At 66.4% G+C, this 19,078-nt stretch carries 16 protein-coding genes; 12 read left to right on the forward strand and 4 right to left on the reverse strand.

Annotation, left to right across the window (positions count from 1 at the left end):
- Positions 1-66: 66 nt before the first annotated feature.
- The 3 genes from ACQE3M_RS08910 (at position 67) to ACQE3M_RS08920 (ending at position 3,673) form a co-directional block, all read left to right on the forward strand.
- Positions 67-1,056, forward strand: coding sequence for a hypothetical protein (locus tag ACQE3M_RS08910; protein ID WP_430505244.1), 990 nt, complete (start codon positions 67-69; stop codon positions 1,054-1,056).
- The gene (locus tag ACQE3M_RS08915) at positions 1,053-3,026 is read left to right on the forward strand and encodes an Asp23/Gls24 family envelope stress response protein (RefSeq protein ID WP_430505245.1); all 1,974 of its coding nucleotides are present in this window, start codon (positions 1,053-1,055) and stop codon (positions 3,024-3,026) included. Before ACQE3M_RS08910 ends, ACQE3M_RS08915 begins: the two co-directional genes overlap by 4 nt.
- A 167-nt stretch (positions 3,027-3,193) precedes the next feature.
- Positions 3,194-3,673, forward strand: coding sequence for a hypothetical protein (locus ACQE3M_RS08920; protein WP_430505246.1), 480 nt, complete (start codon positions 3,194-3,196; stop codon positions 3,671-3,673).
- A 533-nt stretch (positions 3,674-4,206) separates the two neighbouring features.
- On the opposite strand, the gene ACQE3M_RS08925 is transcribed toward ACQE3M_RS08920, so the two are convergent.
- A complete protein-coding gene (locus ACQE3M_RS08925; RefSeq protein WP_430505247.1) occupies positions 4,207-5,529 on the reverse strand; it encodes an LVIVD repeat-containing protein in 1,323 nt (440 codons plus the stop codon).
- 320 nt (positions 5,530-5,849) lie between these two features.
- Complete coding sequence (locus ACQE3M_RS08930; protein WP_430505248.1) at positions 5,850-6,467, reverse strand: DUF6517 family protein; 618 nt, start codon at positions 6,465-6,467, stop codon at positions 5,850-5,852.
- Between the two features lie 275 nt (positions 6,468-6,742).
- Here ACQE3M_RS08930 and ACQE3M_RS08935 point away from each other — a divergent pair, with 275 nt between their 5' ends.
- From ACQE3M_RS08935 to ACQE3M_RS08960, 6 genes are all read left to right on the forward strand, one after another.
- A complete protein-coding gene (locus ACQE3M_RS08935) occupies positions 6,743-7,675 on the forward strand; it encodes a DUF4382 domain-containing protein (protein ID WP_430505249.1) in 933 nt (310 codons plus the stop codon).
- 276 nt (positions 7,676-7,951) lie between these two features.
- A complete protein-coding gene (locus tag ACQE3M_RS08940) occupies positions 7,952-9,223 on the forward strand; it encodes a digeranylgeranylglycerophospholipid reductase (RefSeq protein WP_430505250.1) in 1,272 nt (423 codons plus the stop codon).
- Between the two features lie 179 nt (positions 9,224-9,402).
- Complete coding sequence (locus ACQE3M_RS08945; protein ID WP_430505280.1) at positions 9,403-10,188, forward strand: aldo/keto reductase; 786 nt, start codon at positions 9,403-9,405, stop codon at positions 10,186-10,188.
- 171 nt (positions 10,189-10,359) lie between these two features.
- Positions 10,360-11,136, forward strand: coding sequence for a hypothetical protein (locus ACQE3M_RS08950; protein ID WP_430505251.1), 777 nt, complete (start codon positions 10,360-10,362; stop codon positions 11,134-11,136).
- Positions 11,137-12,451: 1,315 nt separating this feature from the next.
- Positions 12,452-13,234: a DUF7388 family protein gene (locus tag ACQE3M_RS08955; protein ID WP_430505252.1), complete on the forward strand. Its 783-nt coding sequence runs from the start codon at positions 12,452-12,454 to the stop codon at positions 13,232-13,234.
- 95 nt (positions 13,235-13,329) lie between these two features.
- On the forward strand, positions 13,330-14,553 hold the full coding sequence (locus tag ACQE3M_RS08960) for an NAD(P)/FAD-dependent oxidoreductase (protein ID WP_430505253.1): 1,224 nt from the start codon (positions 13,330-13,332) through the stop codon (positions 14,551-14,553).
- A 27-nt stretch (positions 14,554-14,580) separates the two neighbouring features.
- Here the strand turns inward: ACQE3M_RS08960 and ACQE3M_RS08965 are convergent, their stop codons facing one another.
- Positions 14,581-15,051 (reverse strand): Hsp20/alpha crystallin family protein, encoded by a 471-nt coding sequence (locus ACQE3M_RS08965; protein WP_430505254.1) that lies wholly within the window; start codon positions 15,049-15,051, stop codon positions 14,581-14,583.
- Between the two features lie 4 nt (positions 15,052-15,055).
- Positions 15,056-15,211, reverse strand: a complete 156-nt coding sequence (locus ACQE3M_RS08970) for a DUF7559 family protein (RefSeq protein ID WP_430505255.1) — start codon at positions 15,209-15,211, stop codon at positions 15,056-15,058.
- 130 nt (positions 15,212-15,341) lie between these two features.
- On the opposite strand from ACQE3M_RS08970, the gene ACQE3M_RS08975 reads away from it, so the two are divergent.
- The 3 genes from ACQE3M_RS08975 (at position 15,342) to ACQE3M_RS08985 (ending at position 18,992) form a co-directional block, all read left to right on the forward strand.
- On the forward strand, positions 15,342-16,271 hold the full coding sequence (locus ACQE3M_RS08975) for a DUF429 domain-containing protein (protein ID WP_430505256.1): 930 nt from the start codon (positions 15,342-15,344) through the stop codon (positions 16,269-16,271).
- Positions 16,272-16,361: 90 nt separating this feature from the next.
- Positions 16,362-18,176 (forward strand): radical SAM protein, encoded by a 1,815-nt coding sequence (locus tag ACQE3M_RS08980; RefSeq protein WP_430505257.1) that lies wholly within the window; start codon positions 16,362-16,364, stop codon positions 18,174-18,176.
- A gap of 24 nt (positions 18,177-18,200) precedes the next feature.
- Positions 18,201-18,992, forward strand: coding sequence for an MBL fold metallo-hydrolase (locus ACQE3M_RS08985; RefSeq protein ID WP_430505258.1), 792 nt, complete (start codon positions 18,201-18,203; stop codon positions 18,990-18,992).
- Positions 18,993-19,078 lie beyond the last annotated feature (86 nt).

Raw genomic sequence — 19,078 nt, forward strand, 5'->3', positions numbered from 1 at the left:
TTATTATTCAATTGTCTGTAAATTACTAACTTTTATTGTTATGCATATATAGATTCCATTTAAATTATGAATGGATTACCGACAGAGAGGCGAACATTTGTGAAAGGTGTCGGTTCGAGTATGCTCGGGTCGCTACTACCGGCAACGGTTGTCGATGCGGCGGAGTCGGATACAGTGACGATACTTGGTGACTTCGAGGGTTCGCTCGACAACTGGAGGACCAACGGGGGCAACACGCTCAAACAGCAGTCCAGTGACGAGTGGAACCGTCCGGTGACTAACGGCGAGGGTGTGCTAAAAGTTCACGCAAGTGGCGACCCCTATCCAATGGTATACAACCGCAAGCGTGTCCGGGCAGCAGATCTGATTGAAACACCGTACCTGCTCGCGGACGTGACGGTCGGTCAGTTCGAGAACGATTCCACCGACCTTGCATTCAATTTCCGGTACCATCGTTTGCCAGGAGAAGATGCGAACCACGGTAGTAACTCTACCAGCGGAAAAGGGGGCAGTGGGGGTGGCAACAACGGCGGAGTCGGAGCGAGTGGCAGCAGCAACGGTGGAAGTGCCAACGACAAGCCCGGACAGAGTCAGTCGCCGCTGGTTGCGGCCTCCGAGACGATGGTAGTTCCTCAGTACGTCAAGACGACGCTTACGTGGGACCTCAGCGATCTTGCAAAGATGAAGCGGGACGAGTCCGACCGCATCGATCTCGCATGGCACGCCGCGGGCGAGGAGCCGAAAACGGGACCGTCGGGACGAGGGCCAGGGGCGCCGTTGAACGGGAGCGTCTACCTTGATAACATTCGGCTCGTTGATAGCATCACGGAGCTATCCGAGCGGGCAATGGCGCGGAAGCTGACTCGACTGAAGGCCAAGCACGGGACACTGGAGTACAGGAACGAGAGATCCGATGTTGAGTCACTCACCGAGCGCGGCCGGTTCGTATTCAACGATGGCACCGAGGTCGGCGTCGAGTTCAGCGCCGAGACGGTGAATAAGTGGCACTACAGCATCGGTGAGGAGACCTACCGTCTCGGAGGTGGGTGGGAATGAACGTCGACCGCCCCGAGAAGAGTTTACCGACGGGCGCGGACGGCGACAACAGCATCTACCTCGACAATGGCCAGTACAGCGTCGACGTGGGCGAGACTGAGTCTGGCACGTGGGTCTGGCAGTTCGATGGCCACACGACGCTGTATCACGAGTACTTCGCGATGCAGGACGAAAGCGGCAACGACCGGTCGGTTGTCCCTTCGTACAAAGAAGGACCGCTCAAGCGCGTCGAGGACTTCCCGAACACTGGAGAACCCGGCGAGCAGCACCAAGCCGTGATGAAGTACGTCGTTGGCAACAACATCCTCGCGGTGAAGCGGACAGTCAAGCTGGCTATCGACAAGCCGACGCTGATCGTCAAGTACGATATCAAGAACGATTCCGTCATTGACGACTCGAAGGATGAGACGGTTGACCTTGATTTCTTCCAGTACGCTGACTTTGACGACGGATCTTCCGACTTTTGGGATGATATCGCATACTATGACGACGCTGCGGAGATGGTGTATACTCGCGACAGAGCGGGTGGCGCTTACTCCGGGTTCACTACCAATAAATCACCAAAGAACCACCACGTCGGCGAATACCCTGGCTACTGGGCTGTCAACAATGATCAGTTGAACAACGACGATAAGTTCCCCGATAGTGGATCCGACGACCCGGTAGTCGCGATGGAGTGGGACCTAGGCGAGTTGGAACCCGGCGAGTCGACCAGCATCACGGTCCAGTTCGGGGCCGAAACTACGTTCACAGACCTCGAACAGAATATCGAGAACCCTCCGGAGATTCCGACCGACCCGCCGCTCAGCAGTTCGATACGAGGGTCGGCCACAGTCTTGAGCTACGCACCCGCGCTCAATGAGAACTCCAACTACTCCGGGAACAGATTCCACGCTGTTTTCCCAAACAAGGCGGTCTCGCCTGTGCCGCTCCTCAAAATGCCACAGGACGGTGCCTACTTTGGCGACCACGTTACGTCCCCGCCGAAGGACCTCGTGGAGTTCCTCTCGATGCGTAAGGAGGTCGACGGACTCAACGAGGTGTTCCGGAACTACCGGGTGCGCAACTCCGTCAAGGTCGAGTTTGACCCCGACGACGGTGGAACTATCGACGGCGGCGTGACCGTGAACACGAACGTTCCTGAGGATAACTGGAAGATCGAAATCGGCGACAACGTGGACGCCGAAGTCGAGACGTTCCTGCACGCCCCCTCCCACACCGTCGTCCACGAGGAGATGGTAGACAAGTCTTATCCGAACCTCGTCGGGAACATGGTCCAGAACGATGCGGATCGGTCGCTGCGCGCCCACACGCGAAAACGGTTCCTTACGGTCACCAAGTCGACGATGAACGATCCGGATGGCGGTGAGATAGATGCAGTGACAGTCTCGGCACTCTACGGCAGTGAAAATCCCTACACCCGCGCCCTTGTGAACGCGACCGGCTTCAACGACGTGCCGATTGCTGAGGAACTGGTTCAGGACAACCCACGAATCTACACTTGGATCGAGTTGACGGTCGGGGCCGACGGAACCCGCGTCGTCCGCGTCCCGGACGCCAGTGTCTTCCCGAAGCATTTGGGCTATGTCAACCGGCAGTCGGAACCGCCGGAGGGGTACCAAGTCAACGGCCGCCGTGAGGACCAGAACGGTCTGGAGGTTCTGTACGACACCAGCGCAGAGTCGGGAGACGGCTACGACGTGGCGGTCAATGAGCAGACAAACAACGTCTGGAACAAATTCAAAGGGGAGGTCGAAGCCGGAAATACTCCCTACGCCTCGTCGCACCTGCTCTACTACTTAGGGTACAGCGACGAAAACTACGCGCATCCCGTAATGCTCTACGGGGCAGGCACAGAGGGTGAGTCCCTCTCGAAGAGCGAGTGTCGGAACCGACTCACTAATGAGTTCCCACAGTCGCCGTTCCCGGCACTGCTGGGCATCAGCGAGGTGGTAGCTGACGAGCAGTAGTCAGAACTGAGCTCTCTTCGGGATTGATCCCGGACTCGCTGGGGCAGACCATTTCCACAGAATCGGCTGACGAACGCTGCGTGGGGAGGTGGGACAAACTACACCTCCACCACAGCGATATTGAGATAGCCACGGGTTTTATTTCACAGAGACGTAACAATTGTAGTATGTCCCGAGCGACGGCTGACGAAGGACGCGGCTGGACGAACGCGGTCGCTCGACTCTCTACAGGCGTCGGCGTTCTCTACTTCGTCGGGTACACTGTCTACGTCCTCACCGAATTGGACCCGTCGTTCTATCTCCCGCCGGTGGTGCTGCTGGGCTACCTTCTGTCACGGAGTCCCATCGACGACCGCTACGAGGGGACGTCGATGCTCCGGGTCGTGGGCCTGTACGCCTGGGTAATTCCGGCGGGTGCGGTCGCCGTCGAATTACTCCTCCTGTTCTGTCAGGCGCTGGCCTTCTCGTTGCTCGGGTGGATTCCGCTGGTCGCATGGTACCAGCGTCAGTGGCTCAGCGTCACTGGGTTCGCGGGCCCGCTACCGCTACTGGTGTACACACTGCTGTCCGCCATGGTCGTCGCCCTGGTGGCAGTCGGGATACGGACGGTGCAGGCCGAGACCGGGTCGCGACTGCTGGCCCGGTAGTCGCGGAGAATGTCGGTCACCGGATAGCGACGGTCACGCTTCTGTGAGGGGATTCATCTCACAGCGATTGGGGTGGGAGTGGCGCTGCTCGCCGGTATCGGAGGAGCCGGCGCTTCGGCCCGTTAGCGGCCCCAGCAGTCAATTTCTCTCAGAAGGGTTTACTCGGACACATGGCGGACCAACCGGATTCCGAACGACTGTCTCCCGGCGGTCTTCTCTACATAAACGCGCACCTCTCTTGCTGTCGGCTTCCTGAGCATCGCGCTCTTCGGCTGGCGGGGTATCGAGCGGTTCATCGAATTTCTGAACATCCTAGTCGATCCGACGAATGGGTTTATCGGGGGCTTCTGCTGATCGGAATTGCCGTCGTCATCGCCATTGTCGACGAGAACGAATAGTAATCGCCGGACTCGGTCCGCCGCCGAGCGCTCCGTCGCCGAATTCGGCTGCGCCGACGACGATGGCGACCGAATGCTCAGGCTTGCGCGAGTAAGTCGATGTGAGGAAAAGAAGGGAACCCAACGCGCCCGGAACTACAGCGGGTTCTGCATCGTCGGCTCCAGCACGTCCCGCGGGCCCAGGTTCTCGTCCGTGTCCCAGTTCTGAGTGCCCGGCGTTTCGTGGTTCAACTCGAGGATGGTGAGCCCCTTGCCGATGTCGCTGCCGAGGTTGTACGTCGTCGTCCCGGATTCCGGCAGGTCGACGTTCGTCCAGTAGGCCGTCCCCAGCGGCGCGAAGGCGGCCAGCTCCTCCGGAGCCGTCGGGTCCTCGATGCTGTAGGCTCGAATCCCGCCCTGGTAGAAGCTCGCGAACACCTTGTCCTCGCGGACGTCGAAGTTGTGGGAGGTGCGAAGCCCGTCACTGGGGCGGTCCGGCGACGGAATGAAGCCGATCTCGTCCTCGGTCGGGTTGCTCGGCGACGAACTCGTGGAGACGTCGCTCGTGTCGAAGATGCGGATGCCGCCGTGGTCGCCCGGGATCACCGTGTCCTCGAAGGGGCCCGGGAACGTCTCGGCGCCGACGAGCGTGTAGTCACCGCTCGGGGTGGGCTGGACGTAGTGCGCGTTCCCCGGCTGGCCGAGGTAGCGCTCCTGGCGCTCCTGCGTCCCGGCCGGTTCGACGCCCGCGTCGTCGGTCGCGCCGAAGTGGGCGACCGCCTGCGGATCCGACGGGTCGGAGACGTCGGCGACGACGACGCCGGCGTCCCAGAAGCACATGTACGCGAGGTCGTCCTGGACGTAGAGGTCGTGGATCGGGTTGATACCCGCCTTCGCCATGTCGGGATGGGCGTCCCGGAGCATCCAGGCGCCGCCGGAGCCGCGTTCGGTACCCTCGAGGCTCACCGGGTTCGCCGGGTCGCTGACGTCGAGGACTACCATGCGGGCGTACCCGAAGTCGTCGTTGATACAGAGGTACGCGTAGTCGCCGTCGAGGAAGCAGTTGTGGACGCCGCTGGCCGCCTCGTAGAAGGACAGCTCGACGGGCGTCGTCGGGTCCGAGACGTCGAAGAACGTGACGCCGGCGGGGTTCGTGTCGCTGCCGGCGTCGCCGTCGTTCGCGAGCGCCGCGAGGTTGCCCTCGACCTTGACGTCCAGGTTGTCCTGGCCGTGACCGGCCGCGGTGCCACCGAGGAGCGGGGTCGAGGGATCGCTCACGTCGACGGTCGATATCTCCGCGCCGTTCGCGGAGTACGCCCAGTCGCCCTGGACGACCGCCTCGTAGGTGCCGGCGTCGAGCGCCTCGCCGACGAGTTCGTAATTCCAGTCCGATTCGGCCGTGGCACTGGCGCTCGTGACCGCGAGGCCACCGAGCGCCGCACCGGTCGTCTTCAGGAACTGCCGTCTGTCGAATGTCACGAGTTGAATCCGTGTCGGAGGCGGGAATCGGTCGTCGACATCACAGTCGACACCGTCCGCAATTCGCGTATGGCTGGCTGCCCGGGCCCCGACACCAGTCCGAGTGTGTCGTCTTGTTCCCTTGACCTGTGTCCCTAATTTATCGGGTGTCGTAGGATAATAATAGGGCGGCTGGTCGACCGTCGTCGCCAACAAGTGGAGAGTGCTGGTGAGCACTCATCGAGATAAGAAGGCGACGGCGTGGCGGCTCCGTCAGCGTAGCTTACCGAATCAACCTCCCGCGCCAGGCTGAGAAATATCGGCCGCAGCCGGGATCGACGCTACTCCTCGTCGCCCTGGTGGTCCACCGATTCCATCAGCGTCAGCTGGGTCGACCGCTCGTCGACTTCCTCAGGGTGAACGCCGACGAGGACGACGGCGTCGCCCTGGTGTGAGACACTCGCCAGGTGGATGCGGATCGGCACGTCGCCCTGCTCGGTCGACGCCGTCGTCGCGAAGGTGGTCACCTCGGTCTGCGTGCCGAGGATCTCCCGGTTCTCGCGCTGGACGACCTCGACGTCCTCGAGGTCGACCTGGTCACGGTTGCCGATCTCCTGTGCGACGCGCTGGAGGAGCTCCTTCCCGGTGAGCCGCGCGATCGGGTTCACCGACTGCCCGGCGACCGTCGCATCCGGCGTGCTCGCGACGACGAGCGTCGCCGGCGTGTCGTTGGCCGCGTAGCTCGCCGTCCACGTCGTCGCGGAGACCTGCTTGCTCATTCCGGCGACCTCGACGGTCTCGTTGATCGTTACCTGCTCGGGTGCCTGCCCGGTGTAGTTGGCCTCGTCCAGCGCCGCCTCGTCGACCGTCGCCGGTGACGCCGCGAAGCTGAGCGCCCCGCCGGTACAGCCCGCGAGGAGCACGACCACAGCGAGTGCAGCGATTGCCCGTGGTTGCATACTCCGTGATAGTCGCTCGGGCAGTTATAAAGAATACGAGGCGGACCCGTCCGCCGCCGTAACGGGGCAGCTCGGACTGCGTCGCCGCGGCGACTATCGGGGCGACGATGGCGACAGGCGACCCGAAGATCTTCGGTTTCGGTGGGTTGCCGTCCGTCGCTTCGCGCGATACGGGCGGCCGTGAATCCGGACTCGACTACCGGATGGTGTTGCTGGATCCATGGTACGCGTACCCTCGCAGATGGTTTACGTCCGGGGAGTTAATTTCAGTTACAATGACTCAGCGACGAAACGTCATCAAGGGCGTCGGGGCAGCGGTGACGGCCGGGCTTGCGGGTTGTACGGGCAACGATTCGGCGTCGGACGGCACGACGACGGATGGGTCGACGGAGGACTCGTCGGACGACGACGCGTACGGGCTGCTGTCGACGAGCATCACGGACCAGCCGAACGACATCGGCGACTTCGAGTCGCTGATCGTTACGATCGACGGGATCTGGGTGAAGCCGGACGCCGAGGACGCCGAGGACGGCGACATGGACGGGACGGAGACGGAGACCGCGGACGAGACCGAAACCGCCACCGCGACGGAGTCCACCGAAACGGCGACGGAGACCGACTCGGACGCGACCGAGACTGAAGAGGAGGACGACATGGAGGACTCCGAGACGGAAGAGGACGACATGGAGGACTCCGAGACGGAGGAAGACGGCGAGAACGGTCGCCGGTACATCGAGTTCGAGGAGCCGCAGGAGGCGGACCTCGTGGAGCTCCAGGACGGGAATACGGCGCTGATCGACGAGACCGAACTCGAGGTTGGGACCTACAAGTTCCTCCAGCTGAACGTCAGCAACACCGAGGGCACGCTCACTGACGGCTCGGAGGCTGAGGTTGAGACGCCGGGCAACGCGCCCCTCAAGTTCAACCAGTCGTTCGACATCCGGCAGGACGTCGTCACGAACTTCCTCGCCGACTTCGCGCCGCACAAGCGCGGCAACGGCTCGTACATCATCCGCCCCGTCGCGTCCGGCACGGAGGTCACCTACACGGATTCGACCGCGACGGCGGACGGCACGGAAACCTCGACGACCGAGGCTGAGGGCGACGCGACCGCCACGGAGACGACTGCGACCGAGTCGACTGCAACGGAGTCGACCGCAACCGAGTCGACCGCGACAGAGCAGGCCGGCACCGAGGACGGCTCCTAGTCGGACTGGACGCGTTTCGCGTAGAGTTCGTTTTTCGTAGCTGATTCCGAGAATCTGAATCTGTGTCGTCCGATCAGGAGCGCCAGCGCTCGGTATGGACAACAATTGGTCATCGGCTCGCAGCTTCGGTTTTATACTCAGTCACAACGGCGTCAGTCGACCGACTCGGTGTGGGCGACGCGTGCCTGAGCGCGGTTACCGTATCCCTTTTTGACTCCCTGAGAGGACGCGTATTCGCCTCGTAGTCTTTATAACCACGAGGTGAAACCATCCCCTATGGCTGACCGTTTCGACGTCGTGATCGCTGGCGCCGGCCCCGCCGGGGCCCAGTGTGCACGCGATCTCGCTGCGCGGGACTACGACGTCGTCGTGCTCGAAACCGAACCCGAAGACGAGTTCCCACGGCAGAGCAACAAATCGACCGCCGGGACGTTCCCGTCGATGATGGCGGCCTTCGGCGTTCCCGACGACGTCGTGATGCAACACACGGACAGCGTCGTGCTCGAGTCCACGAACGAGCATTTCGTGCAGGACCAGGCCGGCGCCGTGCTCGATTTCGGCGAGTTCAAGCAGTGGCTGGTCGCCGAAGGGCGCGAGCACGGCGCGGAGTACCGGTTCGACTCCCGGGTCGCTGCCCCCGTGATGGACGACGACGGCGACGAGATCGCCGGCGTCCAGTACGACGGCCAGGAGGAAGTGTACGGGGAGATCGTCATCGACGCGACCGGGCCCGCAGCCCCGCTGGCGAAGGCACTCGACGTCACCGGACTGGAGCGGGAGAACCAGGCCATCGGCGTCGAGTACGAGATGCGCGGCGTCGACGTGGACCACGACGACTACGCCGACCTCTCGGACGCGATGATGCTCCGGCTGGACCACCACATCGCCCCCGGCGGCTACTCGTGGATCTTCCACACCGGCGAGGACACCGCGAAGGTCGGGCTCTGCTACATCCAGAACAACCGCCATCGCGAGTACGGCGACGAGGGGATGAGCATCGACGACTACCTCGAACGCTGGCTCGCGGAGGACCCGCGCTTCGAGGACGCCGAGCGCATCGAGGGCGGCCAGCACCGCGGCTCCGCGCACATCCAGATGCCGAGCAGCTTCAGCACGGACCGCTTCATGGCGATCGGCGACACCGTCCCGACCATCGACCCCCTCTGGGGCGAGGGCATCCACAAGGGGATGCTCTCCGCGCGTGCCGCCGCCAAGACCGTCGACAACTGCCTCACGCCGAAGGAGCAGGAGCCGGACACGTCGGCCGAGGCGATGTCGTTCTACGACGAGCTGTGGCGAACCGAGGTCGCCCCCGACATGCGATCGCGGCTCCTCATGACGGAGCTGCTCTACCTCGCGCCGAACGAGCGGTACGACGACATGATGCGGGACCTCCAGCGGCTCGACGACGACACGCTGGCGAAGGCGAACGCCGGCAACAAGCTCGCCATCGCGAAGCTGCTTCACCTGAAGGACCTGCCGCACATCGCCAAACTCGTCCGCGAGTACCTCAACGGCGACACGGGGCGCTGGCAGCAGCCGGCCTGAGACGGGGGCGACGCCGAGAGCGAACGTCCCCCGGCGGCGATTCCCGGCCGTCGGAAGAACGCCCCGATGCCACAATCTCTTTCCCCCCGCCGGGCGTCCATTCGAGTATGCCCGAAGAGGTCGAAGTGACGACGGTTGACGGAGTGCCGACTGCTGGTGATACGCCGCGGCTCGGCGGGATGCCGATGTTGGGGCTCGGGACGTGGAAGCTCGAGGATCCCGAGAGCTGTGAAGAGGCCGTCCTGACGGCGCTGGACCTCGGCTACCGCCACATCGACACGGCGCAGGCGTACGGCAACGAGGAGGACGTCGGCGCCGCCATCGAGAAGTCCCACGTCGACCGCGAGGACGTCTTCCTGGCCACGAAGGTCTGGATCGAGAACCTCGAGCACGAGGACGTGCTCAACACGGCCCACGAGAGCCTCGAGAAGCTCGGCGTCGACTACGTCGACCTGCTGTACGTCCACTGGCCGGCCGGCGAGTACGAGGCCGAGAGTACGCTCGCCGCCTTCGACGAGCTCCACGCCGAGGGCGTGGCGGAGCGCATCGGCGTCTCCAACTTCGAGCCCGACCAGCTCGCCGAGGCCTGCGAGCTGACCGAGGCGAACATCTTCGCGAACCAGTTCGAGTGTCACCCAATGCTCCCCCAGGAGGAGATCCGCGAGGCCTGCGAGGAGCACGACGTCTACCCGGTCGCCTACTCGCCGCTGGCTCGCGGCGAGATCATCGACCACCCCGTCATCTCGAACATCGCCGGCAAGCACGAGGCCAGCGAGGCGCAGGTCGCGCTCGCGTGGCTCCGCCAGCAGGGCATCACCGCGATCCCGAAGGCCGAAGCCCACGCGCACATCCGCGACAACTGGGGCTCGCTTGCCGTGCGCCTCGACGAGGGCGACATGGCGAAGATCGACGACATCGACGAGCGCGAGCGGATGGTCGACCCCGACTTCGGCCCCTGGAACTGAGATCCCCGGTCGGCTCCACTCCCGCCCCCCCCCTTTTATAAGCACGCCGTCCCGCCGATCGCGCAGTATTCCCGCCGGTCCGTTCAGCGTCGGACGCGCGCACGGTAGATCGCCGCCGCGCCGACGAATGAGGCGCAAAGTTCAATTCCCAGCGCGTGAGAGTAAGGTTCGATGGAACGACGGACTCCCGGGCTCCTCGGCGCGATACGCATCGACGTCGCCCGGCTCCACGACACCTGGATGGAGCTGGCGTTCCCCCGTCAGCTCGACGCCAGCGCGGTCCTGGGCAAGTGGCAGCCGGAGACCCTCCCACAGAAGATCGCGTACTACCTCTGGGCTGGACTGGGCCTCCCGCTCCTGTTGATCGGCTACCCGCTGCTGCTGTTCGGGTTCGCAACCCGGTTTTACGCCGCACGGCTCGACTCGGCGGCGACCAGACTCGGCGTCGCGGGCGCCGTCGCCGTCGCGGCCCTCGGCTGGGGGATCCTGACGCTGATCACCCACCTCCAGCTCTCCTTCAGCGCCGTCAAGGCCGTCGGCGCCGCGAGCATCGTCGCGACCGTGTCGGCCGCGCTCGCGGTCGTCTTCTCGAGGGTCGGCGGGCGTGGCACCAGCGTCGCCCTCGCGTACCCGTTCGCGATGACGGCGCTGTTTCTCCCCCCGGTCGTGGCCGCGCTGGTCACGCCGACGCTGGAGGCGATCATCATCCCGCCGAGCTACGATCTCTCGATCTGGATCCTCGACACCTTCCTGTTCGTCGGCGGGCTGAACGAGTGGCTCCGCGCCTCGTTCAACCTGGAGACGTTCGGAGCGGCCTACGGACTCGAGGGGATCGGCTACCCGCTGATGTGGTTCGCCATCGCGGTGCCGACGGGCTGGCTCCTCGGCGCGCTCGTCGCGCTCGCCGACGTGGTTCGGCCGAAAGAGGACGATTCCGGCCTGCGATAACGGCGCGATTCCGGGCATTTCGTTTCGCAGGGCTCAGGTAGCGAGTACTTACTGTGACAGCACCTTTTCTGGGGTGGGGCGTGACGAAAGGTGCCGACTGGTCTTTTTAATGGAGTCGTCGTTGTCGACGCTGGCACACTTGCCAACGACGGCGAGAAAGCCCTCGGCCGCTCTTCATAAGTCGATTTGAATGGACGACACGGTCTTACTCTTGACGGCACGGCAGACTCCTTGAAAGCCCTCGGCCGCTCTTGTTTATAAACTGGATGCACAGGTGCAGACGCTGCTGCGCTTGACAGCAACGCAAACGCCCAGAAAGCCCTCGGCCGCTCGCGGTCGCTGAGCAGGATATCCGCGCCTCTCCGCACCGCCCGGCGCGGATAGTGCCTGTCTCAGCGACTCCGCTACGCCGCGACCACTGGAAGACGGTCCGGGCTGCTCGCTACGCTGCGCTGCCGGGCTGCGACTTCCAAGCTCTCGTTCACTTCGTTCACGAGACCGGCCGTCGCCCTTTCAGTCCGCCAGGACAGCACCACACAGCAACCGCCACCGCGACAGCACCGCACAGCAACCGCAAGCCTCGGCCCTCCCCAGCCTCGGCCGGGGCGCGCCGGCACAGCACAGCGCGGCGCGCCACCGGCCTCCCTCGCACGCGTTGCTCGCGCGCGCCGACCGCTCCGCACCGCACGCCGGGCAGCCGGCGCACGTCGGCGGCCACCCAACCGCCGCGAGCGACGCCCGGCGACAACTCCGGGGCGGGACTGAAAGGGGCAGCCGCTGAGCGCGACGCCCTGCGACGTAAGCGACGCGAGAGCGAAGCTCTCGCTAGTCTGAGGCTTCGCCTCAGGCACCGAGCCAGCGAACGAGCGAAGCGAGTGAGCTGGCGAGGCGCGCAGCGAGCAGCGCGAGCGCTCAGCGGCTGGGGCTTTCCGAGCATGCTGAGTGGTGTCGCCTCCGACGAGGCCCGGCTTCATTTATAAACTCGACCGGTCAGCGGCTGGGACCTTCCCCTCATACTGAGTGATGTCGCTCGCGTCGACACGCAATTTTATTTATAAGTACGACCGGCTCAGCGACCGGGGCTTTCGGACCCCAACGGGCGGCGTCGCTGGCGACGAATCGTCCACCGAGACGCACGATGGCCTTCCGGACGACAGGTGCCCACGTGCCACGAACCGCCAATATTGCCGCGCCCCGATGCGCTTAACAGGCTCTCGCCGCTACGGGGAAGCACATGGCCGCACAGGCAATGGATCGCGTTCCGCAACGGTAACGAATTCTCCCCAAGCGACGCCTGTCTCGGCGGTGATCACCGATGTTAACCGAAGAGCACCCAGTCCAGAGTACCGGACTCGACGCCGTAGCGCTGAAGCCCACCGAGTGTGACGTCTCGCGAGCCGCCTCGCTCCCGGTCGACACGCTCGCCATCGACTACGAGGGCCGTGAGCACCTCCCGGACACGGAGACGCTCAGTGCGCTCGCCGCCGAGAAAGACGTCTACGTCACGACGCCCGTCCGCGCCGACGGGTTCGACCCGCTCGGCGACGACTCGCTGCTCGACCAGCTCCCGCCGGCCGTGAACCGCGTGCTCGTCGCGGGCCACAGCGCCTATCTCTCCGAGGAAGAGGCCGAGCGCGCCGTCGCCCCGCGACTCGGCGCCGCCCGCGAGCAGGCACCGGACGCGTGGGTCGGCACGGAGGGCGTCGAGCGCGTCGCGATGGCCGCCGGGGGGACCCAGTACGACCTGCTCTCGCGGTCGACCGACCGCGACCTGCAGGCGCTCCGCGCGGCCGGCTTCGACGGCGAGGTCGTCGTCTACGCGCCGACCGTCCTCACCGACGACGAGGACGCCGCCCTTGACGCCGTTGGGCCGTACACCGCCCGGCGTCGCCCCGCCGCCAGCGCGCTCCCGGACGACGCCGCCACCGACGCCGACGCCGAGGGCCGCGCCCGCGACGTGCTCTCGAAGGCCGTCCGTGACTACGCGCTCGTCGGGACGCCCGACACGGTGGCCGACCGCGTCGCCGACCTGAAAGCCGCCGGGGCCGACGCGGTCGTCGGCTACCCCGCCCGCGGGCTCGACGAGTTCGGCACGTAATCCGAGCGACCCGCCTTTTTAATGGCGACTGAGCCGCCACTCCCACTCTCACTGGTTCCCGAACAGGCTAAGTGCCGTCCGGCGAAGCCCCGGCTATGGACATCGACGTCGCGGTCGTCGGGGGCGGTGCCGTCGGGGTGACGACAGCGGGCGACCTTGCCGAGCGCGGAGCGAACGTGACGCTGTTCGAACGCGACGCCGTCGCCAGCGGCAGCTCCGGGCGCGCCGCGGGCGTCCTTTACGACGCCTACGCGGACGCGGTCGACGCCGAGATCGCGGGGCGCTCGATGGAACGATTCCGACGGCTGGCCGACGAAGCAGGCTTCGAGTTCACGCAGTGTCCCTACGTGATCGCGGTTCAGGAGGGCGACGACGGCGCGGACGCCATTCCGGAGATGGTCGAGCGCATGCGCGCGCACGGCGAGGACGTGACCCAGGTCGACCCCGTGGAGCTCGGTAAGCGGTTCCCCCTCGAAACCGACGACCTCGCGACGGCCGCGGTGGCGACGGGCGCCGGCTACGTGGACCCGGCGGAGTACACTGCCGCGATGGCCAAGCGCGCCCGAGCGGCGGGCGTGACCGTCCGCGAAGGGACGCCGGTCGCGCTGGCTGGACCGGGAGACTCCGAGGATCGGGAACCGGGAGCGACCGTGCCCACTCCCGACGCTCCGGACGTGCTCGCGACCGACCCACCGGCACTCGTCGTCGACCCCGACGGGGACGCGACGCGCCGCGAGTTCGACGCCGTCGTCGTCGCGACCGGCGCACACACGCCGAGCCTGCTGGCCGACGCCGGCGTGTCGCTGGCGACGGTCCCGTATCGCGTGCAGGCGCTGACGAGCCGTGGCGCGTTCGAGGGACCGATGACGTACGACGCGAGCGCGGGAGTGTACCTCCGCCCGCATCCCACCGGCCTGCTCGCCGGCGACGGCACCGAGCCGGTGCCCGCCGACCCGGAGACGTACGACCGCGAGGGCGACGACTGGTTCGTCGAGAACGTGCGCGAGGCGGTCAGACAGCGCGCGGACTACGAGGTCGACCCCGAACGCGCCTGGGCCGGGCTCTGTACGGCCACGCCGGACGGCGACCCGCTGCTGGGCGAGGTCGCACCGGGCGTCGTCGTCGCAACCGGCTGGCAGGGCCACGGGTTCATGCGCGCGCCCGGCCACGCCGAGCGCCTGGCCGAGCAGGCAATCGCGCGGGCGACGGGCGACGCGGAGCAACTCGCTGCGGCGACTATCGACGCGTTCGACCCCACGCGCTTCGACGGCGACGAGGAGTTCGAGATCGTCGAAGGGATGGACGTCGAAAACAGATAGCGACTGCGAAGCCGGGGGCGGTCCGGCTCAGGCGTCGCCGCCGCCGACGGCGTCGTTGCCTTCGTCGGCGTCGTCGGCGTCAGCGTCTTCCCCCTCCTCCGCGACCTCGACGGTTTCAGCGCGCTCGTCCTTCGGGATTTCGACCTGTAACGTCCCCGAGCGCGTCAGCGTCGCGTTCGCGCCGGACGGCTCCACGCTGGCGTCGGCCGGGAGGTCGGCGGAGCCCGACAGCGTCAGGCCGCGACCCGGGAACACCAGGTCGAGCCCTTCGCGGACGTCCCGGAAGCGGTCGAGGCGGACCTCGACGGTGTTCTCCATGAACTGGACCTGCACGTCGTCGCCGCGGACGCCGGGCGCGTCGAAGACGACGAGGTAGGCGTCGTCGCTCTCGAGCAGGTCGTACGACAGCGGGCGGCGCTCCTGGAGCTTGCTCCAGCCGCGACCGACGGTCTCGAGGACGTTCCGCACCGCCTCCCGGCCCGTGTCGAGCAGTCGCACCGGCCTACACCTCGATTTCGCGGAGCGAATCGCCGCCACAGAGGGGACAGTTGAGGTCCGCGACGGTGTGGTCGTCGGCGATGTCGTAGGTGTAGTGATTCTCGAACATGTCCAGCTCACAGTCCTCGCTCTCGCACTTGACTTCCTTCGTCGCAGGCATAGCAAGTGATTGGGGAGGGAAACTAATCAACATTGGCCTTCGGGCGATGAACGAGGCGGCCGCCGGCGACCGATCCGCGACCGATCCGCGACCGGTCCATCCTTTTGCCCGTCGACCCCGTACCGAAGGTATGAGCGAACCGCCCGACAGGGTCTATGGGGTCGACTTCAGCGCGGCCGCCCGCGACGCCGGCCGGAACGTCTGGATCGCTGCGGGCGCGCCGACAGGCGGGGGCGACCGACTCGTCGTCGACACCCTCGAACCCGCGGTCGACTTCTTCGCGGGCGACCCCACGGCGCGCGAGGAGACCCTCGAACACCTTCGAACGTTCATCGCCCGCGAGGAGGGGGCCGCGTTCGGCCTCGATTTCCCCTTCGGCGTCGCCAGCGAGGTCACGGACGCGACCGAGTGGACCGAGTTCGTCGCGCGGTTCCCCGAGTCCCTCGACGTCGACGTCTCCGCTGACGGCGGCGAGAAGGCGGCCCGGCCAGCGAAACGGTTCTACGACGCGATGGACGCAGCCTACGAGGACGCGACGGCGGCCGCCGCCCGCGACGTCGACGCGGTCGGGCTCTCACCGGTTGACTGGCGAATGAAGGAACTCACGTTCTACGGGATCCGGGACGTCCTCCGCCCGCTCGTGACCGGAGAAGAGATCGAGTCTGTGAGCGACGAGGCCAACACCAGCCACGTCGCCGTCGTGCCGATGCAACCGGTGGCAGACCGATCGACAGTCGTCTTCGAGACGTATCCATCGGAGGTGTTCCGCGGACTCGGCGCGAACCCTGACGGGTACAAGGGGCGACGGAATGCCCACCTGCAGGCCCGACTGGAGAACCTGCACGCGCTCGAAGCCGCCGGCGTCGCGCTCGCCGGCGACGGAGAGAGAGCCGAAGATGACGACCCCGCCAGCGACGACGCTCGCGCCCTCCGGATCAAGGCCAGCGCGTACGACGACGCGCTCGACGCGCTTGGGGCGTGTTACGCGACCTGGACACACACCGCGGCCGGGACCGACTTCGACCACGCGCCGGAGTCGTTCGGCGAGATCTACGTCTGAGCGGCCGGCTACCGTCGCAACGAGCGCCGTCGCGGCGCTGGCCCGCCATCCACACTGCTTTACCGTATCGGGGGAGTAGAGGGGCGTATCATGACCGACCCGGCCGACCTCGACGTCACCATCGTCGACGGGTACGTCGACGAGCCGGCTCACTTCGGCGTGCCGCCGTACATCTCCACCTATCCGCGGTACACGGCCGGCGCGCTCGTCGACGCCGGCGTTCCCGAATCGGCGATTACGTATCACACCATCGACGAACTCCGCGAGGACCGCCAGAAGTGGGGCGACGTCGCCGACGCCGAGCTGTTCATCTACGTCGGCGGCATGACGGTCCCAGGGAAGTACGTCGGCGGCACCCCCGCCGAGCCCGACGAGGTGCGCGAGCTCGCGTGGACCGCCAACGGCACGACGCTGCTCGGCGGGCCCGTCCGCTTCGGCGTCGGCGACGAGAACGCCGGTGCCCAGGAGATGGAGCGAGACGACCTCGACTACGACTTCGTCGCGAAGGGCGACGTCGAAGCGGCCGCCTTCGACCTCGTCGACGCCGGACTCGAGGGGTTCAACGACCGCATGCGCGACAACCGCGAGGTCGACCACTGGGCCCGCGACGGCGCGTTCGTCGTCGAGCAGCATCCGAACCACCCCGACTACCTCATCTGCGAGATGGAGACCTCCCGCGGCTGTGCCTACCGCTGCTCCTTCTGCACGGAACCGCTGTACGGCGACCCGGCGTTCCGCGACGCGGGCTCCGTCGTCGGCGAGGTCGGCGAGCTGTACGACCGCGGCGCGCGCCACTTCCGACTCGGCCGGCAGGCCGACATCCTCGCGTTCGGCGGCGACGGCGAGGCGCCGAACCCCGACGCGCTCCGGGACCTCTACGGCGGCATCCGCGAGGTCGCCCCCGACCTGGAGACGCTCCACCTCGACAACATGAACCCCGTGACGATCACGGACTACCCCGAGCAGTCGCGGGAGGCCATCCGAGTCATCGCCGAGCACAACACGCCGGGCGACACGGCCGCCTTCGGCCTCGAGTCCGCCGACCCGGTCGTCCAGGAGCAGAACAACCTCCTCGTCACGGCCGAGGAGTGTCTCGAGGCTGTCCGCATCGTCAACGAGGAGGGTGGCTGGCGCCCCGGCGACGACCCCGACCGCGGCGGAGATTCCGGCACGGTTTCGATGAGCGACCCGGACCGCGTCACCGGCCCGTCGACCGGTCCCGACGCCTCCCCGCGACTCCCCAAGCTCCTGCCCGGGATCAACCTCGTCCACGGGCTCGAGGGCGAGCGCCCGGAGACGTACGAGCACAACAAGGAGTTCCTCCAGACCGTCTACGACGAGGGGCTGATGCTCCGCCGGATCAACATCCGGCAGGTGATGGCGTTCGCCGGCACGGAGATGTCCGACACCGGCGCCGACGTCGCCCGCGAGCACAAAGAGCAGTTCCAGGCGTACAAGCGGGAGGTCCGCGAGACCATCGACAACCCCATGCTCGACCGCGTCGTGCCGCCGGGCACCGTCCTCCCGGACGTCCACCTGGAGTACCACCAGGACGGCAAGACGTTCGGGCGCCAGCTCGGCACCTATCCCCTGCTCGTGGGCATCCCCGGCGAGCGCGAGCTCGGAACGACCCTCGACGTCGCCATCGTCGACCACGGCTACCGGTCCGTCACCGGCGTCCCCTACCCCCTCGACGTCAACAGCGCCTCGATGAGCGAGCTGACGGCCATCCCCGGGATCAGCCGGAGCAAGGCCGGCGACATCACCGTCGGGCGCCCGTACGACTCGGTCGCCGACGTCGACGACGGCGTCGTCGACCTCTCGAAGTACTGCGTCGTCGACGATGCGACCGGCGTCCGCATCCCGGGCGTCGGCGAGGCGACGCTCCGGACACGCGGCGACTAAGTTCCCCCCGGCTCGTTTGCAGCTATGCGCCGTTTCTCCATCCCCGTCGACACCCGCGCGCCGACCGGTACGACCAACGGCTACCTGCTGGGTGGCGCCTCCGGCACCCCGACCAGCGAGACGCTGCTCGTCGACCCCGCAGGGACCGACGACCACCTCGACACCGCCCTCGAGTCCCACGGCGTCGACCACGTCGCCGTCACCCACACGCATCCGGACCACGTCGGCGCGGTCGACCACTACGCGAGGAATCGGTCGAGCGACGCCACCGTCTGGGCGCACGCCGACTACGTCGACGAGTTCCGAGCGGCGACCGGCGTCCAACCTGACCGGACCTTCGCCGACGGCGACCGGGTCGGCCCCGCGACGGTCGTAACGACCCCGGGTCACGCGCGCGACCACGCCGCCTTCGCGTTCACCGAGGAAAGCGCGCGGGAACAGTTCCTCGTCGGCGACCTCGCCGTCGCCGACGGGAGCGTCGTGGTCGGCGGCGACGGGGGCGACCTGACCGAGTACCTCGAGAGCCTCCGCCGGGTCCGCGAGCGCGAGCCCCTCCGGCTCCATCCGGGCCACGGGTCGACCATCGACGATCCCGCGTCGACCATCGACCGCCTGATCGACCACCGACTCGACCGCGAGGAGAAGGTCTTCGGGGCGGTCGAGGACGGCGCGACCGACGTCGACGGCGTCGTCGACGCCGCGTACGACAAGGACCTCACCGGCGTCAGGGACCTCGCCCGGGCGACGACGGTTGCCCACCTCGAGAAGCTGCTCGCGGACGGCCGGATCGACGCCCGCTGGCGCGAACGTTTATAAGGCAAAGCGGGGCGATCGAGCCGTGTCGGGGTTTCCCCCTGAATCGGTTCGCTCCGTCGATTCGAGGCGCCCCGACTCCCCCGGTA

The organism is Halosubterraneus shenae (assembly GCF_050510935.1).
In the GTDB taxonomy this organism is placed as follows: Archaea; Halobacteriota; Halobacteria; order Halobacteriales; family Haloferacaceae; genus JBDGPU01.